Consider the following 13,338-nt stretch of genomic DNA (forward strand, 5'->3'; position numbering starts at 1 on the left):
GCTCGTCTCCTGATTGGTCGGGAGGTCAATTGGGCTTTCGCCACCACGTCGGCAGCTGATAGCCGAATATGGGAGTCTTTTGCGGATGTTCCAGGTAGTTCCAGTAAGCGAGCCACTGCTGCGTGTTGTATTGCATCGGCACGATGTAGTTGCCGGAGATCAGCAGCCGATCGAGAACGCGCACCGCGGCGACATAATCTTCCTTGGTACGTGCGTTCAGCATCGCGTTGATCGCCGCGTCGACTGCAGGGTCGGCGACGCCCGCCAGGTTGAACGAGCCCTCCTGCTTGGCCGCGACAGATCCCCAGCGCCCAACCTGCTCACTGCCCGGCGACAGCGAATTGTTGAAGCCGCTAGTACCGATCAGAACCTCGAAGTCGAACCGCTGCTTGCGCGACTGGATCTGGTCGCCGTCGAGGCTGCGGATGGTGACGTCGATGCCGATCTTCTCCAGCGTGCGCTGATAAAGGGCCGCAAGCCGCTCCTCATCCTGCGATGAGGTCATGATCTCGAAGCCGAAAGGATTTCCCTGGGGATCGAGCATCCGGCCGTCCTCTACGTGATAGCCGGCGCCTTTCAGCAGTTCGAACGCCGCTCGCAGCACCTTGCGGTCCTGGCCGGAGCCGTCGGTGACCGGCGGCCGCCAAGTGCCGTCCATCACCTCGGCGGGTACCTTGCCGGGATAGGGGGCAAGCAGCGCCTTCTCCCGGTCGTCGGCCGGATGGCCGAGCGCTGACAGGTCGGAGTTCTGCCAAAAGCTCATGGTGCGGTTGAACTTGCCGGCGAACAGGTTCTTATTCGCCCACTCGAAATCATAGAGCATGCCGAGCGCGCGCCGCACGACCGGATTGGAAAACTTCGGCAGCCTGGTGTTGAACAGGAAGCCCGTCACCACGGGCGGAATGCCGGTGTCGAAATATTCCTGCTTCACGTCACCCTTGCGAAAGGCCGGGAAATCGACATCGCGGTCGCGCTTGACCGGATCGGTCTCGTCATCGAGGGCGCAGATGCCTTTCTTGAACGCTTCCGTCTTGGCGTTGGCGTTGAGGAAATACTCGATGGTGATCTGGTCGAAATTGTCGAAGCCGCGCTTCGAGGGGATGTCCTTGCCCCAGTAGTTGGGATTGCGCTTGAAGACGATGCGCTGCCCGGGCTGCACCTTGTCCACGGTATAGGGTCCGCTGCCGATCAGCGGCTTCAACGTGGTCTTGTCGAAGGTGTCCTTGTCGAAGGCGTGCTTGGGGATGATCGGCGTCAGCGCGACGATCAGCGGAAATTCGCGGTTGGCCTTGTCGTTGAAGGTGAACTTGACGCTATGGTCGCCGGTCTTCTCCAGCTTGGCGATCATGCTCATGCGATCACTGTAGGGCGGGCGGCCCTTGCCGGTGAAGACATCATAGGTGAACAGCACATCCTCCGGCGTCACCGGCTGGCCGTCCGACCATTTGGCATCGGGATTGAGATGGAACTCGATGCTCTTGCGCTCCGGATCCATGTCGGCGCTGTCGGCGAGCAGACCGTAGAGGCTGAACGGCTCGTCGTAGTTGCGCTGCATGAGCGGCTCGAAGACGAGATTGCCGTAGACGGTGTCGATCATGCCGCGCGCGGTGGTGCGCAAGCTTTTCAGGATGAAGGGATTGAGATTGTCGAAACTGCCGACGACGCAATAGGTGACGCTGCCGCCCTTCGGCGCACCGGGATTGACGTAGTCGAAATGCGTGTAGTCCGCAGGCAGCGCCGGCTCGCCCTGCATGGCGATGCCGTGTTTGGGTTCCGACAAGGCCGGAAGCAGCGAAAGGGCCAGAAACGAGGTCGCGGCGATCAGCCGAACGAGAACGCGGTCCATGACCGTCTCCTTGCCGGGCGGCTTTGTGATTCGACACGCACCCTAGAGCATTTCGCACCCCGATTGAATCGGCGCGCCAACTGAGAATTGGGTTCGGTCGGTCCATCGCCGATCGCGGGTTCGTCAAGCGGCACGAAAGCTGGAAGAAATCGCGGAACCCGGGCTGGATTCAGCGCCGCTGGCAGTGTAACACGCGCTCCGAAGTCATGCTGTTGCCTCATTTGGGCAACAGGTAGCGGGACCGCACGGCACGAAGAAGCCGGTCCCCGGGATCATTTGAGAGGAAAGTGCACCATATGACGAGCAATGCTTATCGCCTTTCGGTGCTGGCCGCAGGCGTGGTCGGTGTCCTGGGCGCCGGGCTTTTCACCGCTTCGGCCCAGCAGCAGCCGCAGATTCCGCAGGGCTGGTTCAAGGCCTGCACCAAGCAGGAAGACGTCGACATCTGTAACGTGCAGAACATCGTCACCGCCGGTAATGGCCAGCTCGTCACCGGCATCAGCCTGATCGAGCTCAAGGGCAAGGTGAACCGCAAAGTGTTCCAGGTCACGGTGCCGACCGGGCGCCTCATTCCTCCAGGCATCGGCTTGCAGATCGACGGCGGCAAGGCGCAGAAGCTCGACTATGTGATCTGCTTCCCTGATCGTTGCGTGGCCGAAGTGCCGCTGAGCGACCAGCTTGTCGCGTCCTTCAAGAAGGGCCAGGCGATCAGCCTCACTTCGATCAACTTCCAGAACCAGCCGAACCCGATCAAGGTCGCGCTGACCGGCTTCAGCGGCGCCTATGATGGCCCGCCGCTGCAGCAGTCGGACATCGAGGACCGCCAGAAGAAGCTGCAGGACTTCGTCGCCAAGAACAACCAGGATTTCGCCAAGAAGCTCAAGGAAGAGCAGGACAAGGCGAAGACCGCCAACTGATCGCCGGAGTGTTTCTTCGGACCAAAAAAGCGGGGCGTTTTGCCCCGCTTTTTTGTTGTCGTCGGCCGAGCCTTCAGTGCTTCGAGTGGCGTTTCGGCTCGTAGCGCCCGTCGGGCAGCTTGTCGAACATCTCGCCGATCTGCGGATGCCGCACCGGCTCGCCCGATTGGTCCTCGAGCAGGTTCTGCTCAGACACGTAGGCGATGTACTCGGTTTCCGAATTCTCGGCGAGGAGGTGGTAGAAAGGCTGGTCCTTGCGCGGACGCATGTCCGCCGGAATGGCTTCATACCATTCCTCCGTGTTGGCGAATTGCGGATCGACGTCGAAGATCACGCCGCGGAACGGAAACAGCCGGTGGCGAACCACTTGTCCGATCGCGAATTTGGCCGTTTTCATCGCACTCACCACCTACAGCGCCGCGCGTCCTTTCGAAAATCGAATTCGATTTTCGGGGTCATGCGCTGGTCCCGAGGCGCCGTCCGTGGCTTGCGCGCGCAGGGCGCCTAAGGTCTTGAATTTACATGCCACGCAGCCAAAAATCGACCCCGACTTTCGACTTGGTACCATTTGGCGCAGACGCTGCATCAATTCAATGCCGCACCACCGCCAAGCTACGGATCGGCATGCGCATTGGTTTCGGACCGGAAGCGGGCGCGCCAAATGTTTTACCTAGCGCGCGCTCTGCTTCCTGAAGCCGCCGGCGAGCGCGCGAAAACCGCTGCCAGGCCGCAGGCCTTCGCGCATGAAGAAGGCGCGCAGCGGCGCGAAGCTGCCCAGCACGTTGAGGCCGGCGCTTCGCGCTAGCTGCGCGGGCAGCATGTCGGAGAGCAGCGACATGTTGAGCAGGTTCACTGCGCTGCTGCGCGCCAGGATGTCGGGACGGCGCCGTGTGTCGTAAGCGGCGAGGCACAGCCTCGATCCTGGATCGTCGCGGTTTTCGCTGGCGATTCCGATCAGATCGTCGATATCCCTGATGCCGAGGTTGAGGCCCTGCGCGCCGATCGGCGGGAAAACATGCGCTGCTTCTCCGACCAACGCCACACGGTTTTGCGCGAAGCGGCCGGGTGAGGCGGCCGACAGCGGATAGACCTGGCGGCCGGGCTCGACCGAAACGCGGCCGAGCATCGACTGCATCTGCTCCTCGACCCGGACAGACAGCGTGGCATCGTCGAGCGCCGCGAGTTCGTTCGCCGTTTCCGGCTTCACCACCCAGACCAGGCTCGAGCGCCTGCCCGGCAGCGGCACCTGCGTGAACGGTCCGGTTTCGGTGTGGAACTCGGTCGAGATGAAGCCGTGCTCGCTGCGATGACCGAAATTGAGAACGAGCGCCGACTGAGGATAGGGCCGCGCGGACGCCTTGATGCCGGCGGCTTCGCGCGCCGGCGACAGGCGCCCGTCGGCGGCAACCGCCAGGGACGCGGAGACTTCGCTGCCGTCAGCCAAGCTCGCATGCGCTCGGTCGGTATCGAGCCGCCACGTCTCGACCATAGACTTGCGCCACTCGATGCCGGGGTGAGCGGCGACCGCCTCGGCGAGCACCGGGATCAGGACATTGTTCGGCATATTGAGCCCGAACTGCTCCTCGCCGATCTCGCTGGCGCGAAAGGTCACAGTCGGGCTGCGGATCAGCCTTCGGGTCGCGTCGACGATGCGCATCACCTTCAATGGTGCTGCCTGCGGCCTGAGTTCATCCAGCACGCCGAACCGTCGGAGGACTTTCAGCGAAGGATTCATGAGGGCGGTGGTGCGGCCGTCGCTGGTGGTGGCCTCCGGACCAACGAGCGTCACGGCAAAGCCTGCCTCGACGAAGCCGAGTGCCGCGATCAGGCCGGCCGGACCGCTGCCGGCGACCAATATGCGGGCTTTGTCGTTCTGCTCCACGCCAGGCTTCCATGAATGATGGGCGGTCTGCCGACCTAAATGCGGATATAGGGCAGGTCGGCGGGCTTGATCAACGCGGCGATTCGGCCCATTCGATTGCCATGACCGGCCAGGAGCACGATTTCAGTCACCTCGACCGCGCCGGCCGCGCTGCGGCGGGATTGGCGCGCAGCCCGCGCCTAGCGGTGACGATCACCATCGGCGCGAGCATCGTGCTTGCCTGGTTCATTCTCGCTGCCATGGCGATTCGCGGCGCCGAAAGCCGCCTTGCCGGCGGCGCTCCGGGCGATGCCCTGCTCAAAGACCTGCCGCGATTGCCGCTGCCGGATTTCCTCGACCGCCTTTTCGCCCTGTGCCTTGCGCCGGCGCCGCTTGCCGGTGCCGCGGGTGCGCAGGCGTCGGCACTCGTTCTGATGTGGTTCCTGATGGCTGCGGCGGCGATGCTGCCTTCGGCGGCGCCGATGATCCGCACCTATTGCGAGATTGCGGACACCGCTCGGCTCAAGGGCGAGCCCGCCGTCCATCCGCTGGTTCTGGTGGCGGGATACCTCGCGACCTGGCTTGCCGCCTCGGTTGCTTTCGCCGCGCTGACGCTCGCGGTCTACGGCTTCGCCGCCTCGGGGCAGGTGCTCGATCCTGTCGTCGGGCTTGCCGGGGTCACCGCCCTGGCGATCGCCGGCCTCTATCAGCTCAGCGGCTCGAAGCAGGCATGCCTGAAGAAATGCCGCAACCCGTTCTCGATCCTGTTCGCCAACTGGAGCGCGAAACCGGGGCGTATCTTTCGCCTGGGGATGGAGCAGGGCGCCTGGTGCCTTGGCTGCTGCTGGGCGCTGATGCTGGTGATGTTCGCCGTTGGTGCGATGAACATCTTCTGGATGGCGCTGATAGGCCTGTTCACCGTGATCGAAAAACAGACCACCGGCAGGGTGGCAAGCCAGGTGGCCGGTGCGATACTGCTTGTGTGGGCTGCTGCCCTGCTATTAGTTTCGGCGTGAGGGGAGAATTCGATGACGGATCAAAGCTGGGCGATGAAGGGAGAGCTGGTACTCTCCTGCAATTGCACGGTTTTTTGCCCTTGCGTGCTGTCTCTTGGCAGCCATCCGCCGACCGAGGGCTATTGCCAGACCTGGGCTGGCTTCCGCATCGATGCCGGCCATCTCGGCGAGGTCGACCTCTCCGGTCTCAATCTCGGCTTGGTCATGGAAATCCCCGGCTATATGAGCCGCGGCAACTGGACCGCCGGCCTGTTCATCGACAAGCGCGCCTCGGTCTACGCGGTGAAGGCGCTGACCAAGATCTTCACCGGCAAGGCCGGCGGGACGACGTCGCTGCTGTCGATCCTGGTCGGAAAATTCCTCGGCGTCGAGCAGGTGCCGATCACCTACGAGACGCGTGACAAGACGCGCGTCTTCCAGATACCGAAGATCATCGACGGCGCGGTGACGCCAATACCCGGCAAGGACCGCGAGAAGGATACTGTGATCACCAATTCCGAATACTGGATCGCGCCGGAAATCATCGTGGCGAAGTCCGACAAGAGCAAGATGCGTGCCTTCGGCCGCAACTGGAATTTCGCCGGCCGTTCGGCCGAGATATGCAAGCTGGATTGGCGAGGCCCGTGAGCAAGAACACAGCAGCCAGGAAAGCGGCCAAGAAAATCGCGGAGCGGATTCCGCGACCGAAGAAGAAAGTGACGTGGCCGCAGGCGCGTGCTTTTTCGGTGCACCTGCTCACCGCGTCCGGCTCGTTCCTCGCCTTCCTGTCGCTGGTCGCCGCCAGCGAGGAGCGCTGGACGGCGATGTTCTGGTGGCTGGGGTTGGCCCTCTTCGTCGACGGCATCGACGGCCCGATCGCCAGGAAGCTCGAAGTCAAGGAAATCCTGCCGACATGGTCGGGGGAAATGCTCGACAACATCATCGACTACGTGACCTACGTGCTCATCCCGGCCTTCGCGCTCTATCAGCGCGGCTTCATGGGCGAGAACCTCTCATTCCTGTCGGCGGCCATCATCGTGGTGTCGAGCGCGATCTATTATGCCGACACCGGCATGAAGACGAAGGAGAACTTCTTCAAGGGATTTCCTGTCGTCTGGAACATGGTGGTGTTCACCCTCTTCGTCATCGAACCGGGACCGTGGGTTTCTTTCGCCGTGGTCGTGGTGGCCGGCATCCTCACTTTCCTGCCGATCAACTTCATCCATCCGGTGCGGGTGGTCCGGCTCAGGTCGCTCAATCTAGGCATGATCCTTTTGTGGTGCGCTTTCGGCGCGCTTGCGCTGGCACAGGCCGCACTCGCCAGCTTCTACAATCAGATCGGCGTCCTGGGTGAACAGGTCAGCGACTTCACCAAGATCGGCATCACCATCACCGGCCTCTATCTCGCCTGCATCGGGGGCGTGATGCAGATGTTCCCCAATCTTGGCGCCAAGAAATCCTGACCCTAAATCTAGCTTCCATCCTTTCCCGAGAAAGTTGAGTGATGTCCAAAGCGATTCGCATTCACGCCCATGGCGGCCCCGAGGTTCTGGTCTGTGAGGATGCCGATCCCGGCCAGCCGGGCGCCGGTCAGATCCTGATCAGGCACACGGCGATCGGCCTCAACTTCATCGACGTCTATCACCGTTCGGGCCTTTATCCGCCGCCGGGCGGCTTCCCGCTGATCCCGGGCAGCGAGGCGGCCGGCGTGGTGCTCGCCGTCGGCGCGGGCGTCGACTGGCTGCAGCCCGGAGACCGCGTCGCCTACGCGGTCAATGTCGGCGCCTATTGCGAGCAGCGGGTGATCGCCGCAGATCGCGTGGTCAAGGTGCCGGACGGCATCAGCGACGAGCAGGCGGCCGCCATGATGCTGAAGGGCATGACGGCGGAATATCTGCTGCGCCGCACCTATAAAGTGAAGGCCGGCGACACGATCCTCTACCATGCCGCTGCCGGCGGTGTCGGCCTCATCCTGGGCCAGTGGGCAAAGCATCTCGGCGCGACCGTGATCGGCACGGCAAGTTCCAGCGACAAGATCGAGCTCGCCAAGGCGCATGGCTTCGATCATGTCATCAATTACAAGGAGCAGGATTTCGTCGCCGGCGTCGCCGCCATCACCGGTGGCAAGAAATGCGATGTCGTCTACGATTCCGTCGGCAACGATACTTTTCCCGCTTCGCTCGATTGCCTGAGGCCACTTGGCATGTTCGTCAGCTTCGGCCAGTCGTCGGGGCCGATCCCGCCATTCTCGATGTCGCTTCTGGCGCAAAAAGGCTCGCTCTATGCAACCAGGCCGACGATCTTCGTCTACAACGCCAAGCGCGAGGATCTGGTGGCGTCGGCCGAGGCTCTCTTCGATGTGGTGCTGAGCGGCGCCGTCGAGATCAAGATCAACCAGCGCTACGCGCTGAAGGATGCGGCACGAGCGCAATCGGATCTCGAGGGCCGCAAGACGACCGGCACAACCATCCTCATTCCCTAAAGCGCGTCGCGATCTTTTCAGATTCGCTCCACGCGCTTTAGTTTTTGATCTCAAGCATGTCTTTATTCCGAAACCGGCTCCCACTTTCGGGAGACATGCTTTGCGCCGGCCGCGTTGTTTTTCAGCGCCTTGCCAGGCGTGAAAGCACGCTTTGCACGAAAAGTCGGCCAGCCTTTCCTGCACCCTGAATAGGTATATCTTACCCTCTTGAGTTTCCGCTGGAATTCTTGAAGCTCTTTCAAGTTGGGTGGCGCTTTCCGACAGAAGCCGGCCGCGCATACGATACCATCGGGAACACAGAACATATCCGGGTAACTGGATGGGAGGCACTGTGAGTGCAAATCATGACAGGGCGAACCTGCTGGAGGTTCGTGGCCTTACGAAGATTTTCGGCACGCTGACGGCGTGCGACCACATCGACCTCAACATCGCGAAGGGCGAAATCCACGCCCTGCTCGGCGAGAACGGCGCCGGCAAGTCGACGCTGGTCAAGATGCTGTTCGGATCGCTCGAGCCGAATTCGGGCGAGATACTCTGGGACGGCAAGCCCGTCAGGATCACCAGCCCAGGCGTCGCCAAGAAGCTCGGCATCGGCATGGTCTTCCAGCACTTCTCGCTGTTCGAGGCGCTGACGGCGGCCGAGAACATCGCGCTTTCGCTCAACGACGGCTCGCCGATCAGCACCATCGCCGCGAAGGCGAGGGCGCTCTCCTACAGCTACGGTCTGCCGCTCGATCCGGAAACGCTGGTCGGCGATCTCTCGGTCGGCGAGCGTCAGCGCATCGAGATCATCCGCTGCCTCTTGCAGACGCCGCAGCTCATCATCCTCGATGAGCCGACCTCGGTGCTGACGCCGCAGGAAGCCGACAAGCTGTTCGAGACGCTGGAGCGGCTGCGCTCGGAAGGCAAATCGATCCTCTACATTTCGCACCGGCTGGAAGAGGTCAAACGCATCTGCGACCGCGCCACGGTGCTGCGCCACGGCAAGGTCGTCGGCCATTGCAACCCGCGCCAGGAGACGGCCGCGTCGCTTGCCCGCATGATGGTCGGCAACGAGGTCAAGGCGGTGGTACGCGCGCCGGCCGAAGGCATGGAGACGGCACCGGCGCTGCTGGAGATCCGCGGGCTCACCCGCAAGCCGGCGACGCCTTTCGCCATCCCGCTCAAAAACATCAATCTTTCCGTGCGCGCCGGCGAAGTGATCGGCATCGCCGGCGTCGCCGGCAACGGCCAGGGCGAGTTCTTCGAATCCGTCTCCGGCGAGGTGCTGCAGCAGGATGCCGGTTCGGTACGCATCCGCGGCAAGGACGCCGGCGGGCTCTCGATCACCGGCAGGCGCCTGATGGGTGCCGCCTTCGTTCCGGAAGAGCGCCTCGGCCACGGCGCGGCGCCCAGGATGAAGCTTTCGGAGAATCTTTTGCTCTCTCGCCATGCCACCGACGGCAAGTCCTTCGTCGGCTCCGGCGGCATGGTCAAGAACGCTTCCGTCTACGGCGCTGCCCAGCGTATCATCACCGCGATGGACGTGCGCAAGAGCGCCCCCGATCCGGAGGCCGCTGCGCTGTCCGGTGGCAATCTGCAGAAATTCATCGTCGGCCGCGAGCTCGACCGCAAGCCCAGCGTGCTCGTCGTCAACCAGCCGACCTGGGGCGTTGATGCCGGTGCCGCCGCCCATATCCGCCAGGCGCTCATCGAGCTTGCCCGCAGCGGCTCGGCGGTGCTCGTCATCAGCCAGGACCTCGATGAATTGTTCGAACTGTCGGACGCGATCGCGGTCATGCACAATGGCCAGTTGTCCGCGCCGCTGCCGATTGCCGAGGCCACATTCGAAAAGATCGGCCTGCTGATGGGCGGGGCCGAGCCCGGCCACGCCGAACATACGCTGGAGACGGCATGATGCGCCTCGAACTGGTCAAACGTCCGCAGCGCTCGGCGCTGTTTTCGGTGCTGTCGCCCTTCATCGCCTTCGCGCTGACGATGGTCGCCGGCGCCGTGATGTTCGCATTGCTCGGTGTCAATCCGTTCAACGCCTTCAATGTCTACTTTATTCAGCCGATCAGCGAGGTCTGGCAGTTGCATGAACTGGCCATCAAGGCGGCGCCGCTGATCCTGATCGCCGTCGGCCTGTCGGTCTGCTACAAGGCCAACATCTGGAACATCGGCGCCGAAGGCCAGTTCATCCTGGGCGGCATCTTCGGTTCGATCATCCCGGTGCTATTCCCCGAATTCGAAGGTCCGCTGGTGCTGCCGTTGATGCTCTTGCTCGGCATGGTGGGCGGCGCGCTCTACGCGGCTATCCCGGCGCTGCTCAAGACCCGCTTCAGCACCAACGAGATCCTGACCAGCCTGATGCTGGTCTATGTGGCGCAGCTCTTCCTCGACTGGCTGGTGCGCGGACCCTGGCGCGACCCGCAGGGCCATGGCTTTCCGCAGACCATTCAGTTCGGCGATTCGGCCGTCCTGCCGGAGCTGATGCCGGATGCCGGCCGCGCCAATTGGGGCTTCGTCTTCGCGCTGATCGCGGCGATAGCGATCTGGCTGATGATGAGCCGCATGCTGAAGGGTTTCGAGGTCCGCGTGCTGGGATCCAGCCCGAGGGCAGGGCGCTTCGCCGGCTTCGGCTTCAGCAAGATGGTGTTCTTCACCTTCCTGCTGTCCGGCGCGCTGGCGGGGCTGGCGGGCATCTCGGAAGTGTCCGGGGCCATCGGCCAGCTGCAGCCGGTGATCTCGCCCGGCTACGGCTTCACCGCCATCATCGTCGCCTTCCTCGGCCGTCTCAATCCGCTGGGCATCGTCGCCGCGGGCCTAGTGCTGGCGCTGACCTATCTCGGCGGCGAGGCGGTGCAGACCGCGCTCGGCATCTCCGACAAGGTGGCGCGGGTGTTCCAGGGCATGCTTCTGTTCTTCGTGCTCGGCTGCGACACGCTCATTCATTATCGCATTCGTCTGATCGGTTTTGCCCCGCCGAAACTCGAGGCCGCGCCCAAGCTGGAGGAGGCACGCTGATGGACATCACCATCAACATCCTTTTGACCATCGCGACCGCCGCGACGCCGCTCCTGATTGCTGCCATCGGCGAGCTTGTGGTGGAGCGCTCCGGCGTGCTGAACCTCGGCGTCGAAGGCATGATGATCATGGGCGCGGTCGGCGGCTTCGGCGCAGGCTATCTCACCGGATCGCCCTGGATCGGGCTGCTTGCCGCGATCATCGTCGGCGCGCTGTTTTCGCTGCTCTTCGCCGTCATGACGCTGTCCTTGGCCACCAACCAGGTGGCGACCGGCCTGTCGCTGACGCTGCTCGGCCTCGGCCTCTCCGGCATGATCGGCACCAGCTTCGTCGGTCAGCCCGGCGTCAGGCTGCCGAATCTCGACATCCCCGGCCTGAGCTCGATCCCGGTCGTCGGCAAGCTGATCTTCGGCCAGGATCCGCTGTTCTACCTATCGATCGCGCTTACTGCCGCCGTGATGTGGTTCCTGTTCAAGACGCGCACCGGCCTTACTCTCCGCTCGATCGGCGACAGCCACTCTTCGGCGCATGCGCTTGGCATCAAGGTTATCCGCTACCGCTATCTTGCGGTGATCTTCGGCGGCGCCTGCGCCGGGCTCGCCGGTGGGCACCTGTCGCTCGTCTACACGCCGCAATGGGTCGAGAACATGAGCGCGGGCCGCGGCTGGATCGCGCTGGCGCTGGTGGTGTTTGCGTCCTGGCGTCCGTGGCGGGTGCTGGCGGGCGCCTATATCTTCGGCGCCGTGTGGATCGGCCAGCTTCATGCACAGGCTTTTGGCATTCCCGTGCCTTCGCAGTTTCTTTCTTCGCTGCCCTATCTGGCAACCATCGTGGTTCTCGTTCTAATCTCGCGCAACAAGCGGCTAACGATGATGAACACGCCGGCTTCGTTGGGGCAGCCATTCGTTCCGGATCGTTGACGACAACAAAAAGACGGGAAGCTCCAAGGCTTAACTCAGAGAGGTAACACGATGAAAAAACTGCTTATTGCGCTTATGACCACGGCCGCGGCCCTGTCGCTGGCGGCGACCGCCGAGGCGGCCGGCAAGCTGAAGGCCTGCTGGGTCTATACCGGTCCGATCGGCGACTTCGGCTATTCCTACCAGCACGACCAGGGCCGCCTCGAGGTGGAAAAGGCGCTCGGCGACAAGGTCGAGACCGCCTATCTCGAGAACGTCTCGGAAGGCCCCGACGCCGACCGCGCCTTCGAGCGCCTGGCGCGCGAGAAGTGCAAGATCATCTTCGGCACCTCGTTCGGCTTCATGGACGCCGAGGTGAAGGTCGCCAAGAAGTTTCCGAAGGTGATGTTCGAGCACGCGACCGGCTACAAGACCGGCGACAATCTCGGCATCTACAACGCGCGTTTCTATGAAGGCCGCTACGTGCTCGGCCAGATCGCGGCCAAGGAATCGAAGAAAGGCCTCGCCGGCTACATCGTTTCCTTCCCGATCCCGGAAGTGGTGATGGGCATCAACTCCTTCATGCTCGGCGCGCAGTCGATCAATCCCGACTTCAAGGTCAAGATCGTATGGGTCAACTCCTGGTTCGATCCGGGCAAGGAAGCAGACGCCGCCAAGGCGCTGTTCGACCAGGGCGCCGACATCATCGTCCAGCACACCGACTCGACCGCCGCCCTGCAGGTCGCCGAGGAGCGCAAGCTGCATGGGTTCGGTCAGTCCTCCGACATGATCAAGTTCGCACCGAACGCGCAGCTGACCTCGCTCACCGACGAGTGGGGCCCGTACTACATCAGCCGCGTGCAGGCGGCGCTCGACGGCACCTGGAAGCCGGATAATGTCTGGCTCGGCATCAAGGACGGCGCCGTCAAGCTCGCGCCCTTCACCAACATGCCCGACGACGTGAAGGCCATGGCCGAAGCGACCGAGAAGAAGATCGCCGGCGGCTGGAATCCCTTCACCGGCCCGGTGTCCAAGCAGGACGGTTCGCCCTGGCTGAAGGACGGCGAGGTCGCCGACGACGGCACGCTGCTCGGCATGAATTTCTATGTCAAAGGCATCGACGACAAGCTGCCGCAGTAAGCGCGGCCGGATATCCGAAACGGAAAGGGCGCCTCACCGGCGCCCTCAGACTGCTGACAAACCCCTGGCTTTTGCTGGGGGTTTTTGATTCACTGGGTCATGTTGAAGCGACCCACCCCCGAACAGACCGCGCTCGAGATGGTGACGTTGGATCAGCTGGTTCCGGCTGATCATCTGTTGCGCAAGATCGAT

The 13,338-nt window shown here is 62.9% G+C and carries 12 protein-coding genes; 9 read left to right on the plus strand and 3 right to left on the minus strand.

The window, feature by feature from the left end; translation table 11 throughout:
* Nucleotides 1-25: 25 nt before the first annotated feature.
* Entirely contained in the window at nucleotides 26-1,846 is a 1,821-nt protein-coding gene (locus P9236_RS09365; RefSeq protein ID WP_278074321.1) for an extracellular solute-binding protein, read from the minus strand.
* A gap of 287 nt (nucleotides 1,847-2,133) precedes the next feature.
* On the opposite strand from P9236_RS09365, the gene P9236_RS09370 reads away from it, so the two are divergent.
* Nucleotides 2,134-2,763 (plus strand): invasion associated locus B family protein, encoded by a 630-nt coding sequence (locus tag P9236_RS09370; protein WP_278074322.1) that lies wholly within the window; start codon nucleotides 2,134-2,136, stop codon nucleotides 2,761-2,763.
* Between the two features lie 73 nt (nucleotides 2,764-2,836).
* Here the strand turns inward: P9236_RS09370 and hspQ are convergent, their stop codons facing one another.
* Together hspQ and P9236_RS09380 are read right to left on the minus strand one after the other, a co-directional pair.
* Nucleotides 2,837-3,160 (minus strand): heat shock protein HspQ, encoded by a 324-nt coding sequence (hspQ, locus tag P9236_RS09375; protein WP_278074323.1) that lies wholly within the window; start codon nucleotides 3,158-3,160, stop codon nucleotides 2,837-2,839.
* Between the two features lie 273 nt (nucleotides 3,161-3,433).
* Nucleotides 3,434-4,645, minus strand: a complete 1,212-nt coding sequence (locus P9236_RS09380) for a UbiH/UbiF family hydroxylase (protein WP_278074324.1) — start codon at nucleotides 4,643-4,645, stop codon at nucleotides 3,434-3,436.
* 101 nt (nucleotides 4,646-4,746) lie between these two features.
* Here P9236_RS09380 and P9236_RS09385 point away from each other — a divergent pair, with 101 nt between their 5' ends.
* The 8 genes from P9236_RS09385 (at nucleotide 4,747) to P9236_RS09420 (ending at nucleotide 13,146) form a co-directional block, all read left to right on the plus strand.
* Nucleotides 4,747-5,640, plus strand: a complete 894-nt coding sequence (locus tag P9236_RS09385) for a DUF2182 domain-containing protein (RefSeq protein ID WP_278074325.1) — start codon at nucleotides 4,747-4,749, stop codon at nucleotides 5,638-5,640.
* A 12-nt stretch (nucleotides 5,641-5,652) separates the two neighbouring features.
* The gene (locus P9236_RS09390) at nucleotides 5,653-6,267 is read left to right on the plus strand and encodes a DUF1326 domain-containing protein (RefSeq protein ID WP_278074326.1); all 615 of its coding nucleotides are present in this window, start codon (nucleotides 5,653-5,655) and stop codon (nucleotides 6,265-6,267) included.
* The gene (pcsA, locus tag P9236_RS09395) at nucleotides 6,264-7,082 is read left to right on the plus strand and encodes a phosphatidylcholine synthase (protein ID WP_278074327.1); all 819 of its coding nucleotides are present in this window, start codon (nucleotides 6,264-6,266) and stop codon (nucleotides 7,080-7,082) included. The genes P9236_RS09390 and pcsA overlap by 4 nt, the downstream gene beginning before the upstream one ends.
* Before the next feature lie 41 nt (nucleotides 7,083-7,123).
* Nucleotides 7,124-8,101 (plus strand): quinone oxidoreductase, encoded by a 978-nt coding sequence (locus tag P9236_RS09400; RefSeq protein WP_278074328.1) that lies wholly within the window; start codon nucleotides 7,124-7,126, stop codon nucleotides 8,099-8,101.
* Nucleotides 8,102-8,420: 319 nt separating this feature from the next.
* The gene (locus P9236_RS09405; RefSeq protein ID WP_278074329.1) at nucleotides 8,421-9,998 is read left to right on the plus strand and encodes an ABC transporter ATP-binding protein; all 1,578 of its coding nucleotides are present in this window, start codon (nucleotides 8,421-8,423) and stop codon (nucleotides 9,996-9,998) included.
* The gene (locus P9236_RS09410; RefSeq protein WP_278074330.1) at nucleotides 9,995-11,107 is read left to right on the plus strand and encodes an ABC transporter permease; all 1,113 of its coding nucleotides are present in this window, start codon (nucleotides 9,995-9,997) and stop codon (nucleotides 11,105-11,107) included. The genes P9236_RS09405 and P9236_RS09410 overlap by 4 nt, the downstream gene beginning before the upstream one ends.
* Complete coding sequence (locus tag P9236_RS09415) at nucleotides 11,107-12,027, plus strand: ABC transporter permease (protein ID WP_278074331.1); 921 nt, start codon at nucleotides 11,107-11,109, stop codon at nucleotides 12,025-12,027. Before P9236_RS09410 ends, P9236_RS09415 begins: the two co-directional genes overlap by 1 nt.
* Nucleotides 12,028-12,078: 51 nt before the next feature.
* The gene (locus tag P9236_RS09420; protein WP_278074332.1) at nucleotides 12,079-13,146 is read left to right on the plus strand and encodes a BMP family ABC transporter substrate-binding protein; all 1,068 of its coding nucleotides are present in this window, start codon (nucleotides 12,079-12,081) and stop codon (nucleotides 13,144-13,146) included.
* Nucleotides 13,147-13,338: the final 192 nt, after the last annotated feature.

The sequence above is a fragment of the Mesorhizobium sp. WSM4884 genome (assembly GCF_029625675.1).
GTDB lineage: Bacteria > Pseudomonadota > Alphaproteobacteria > Rhizobiales > Rhizobiaceae > Mesorhizobium.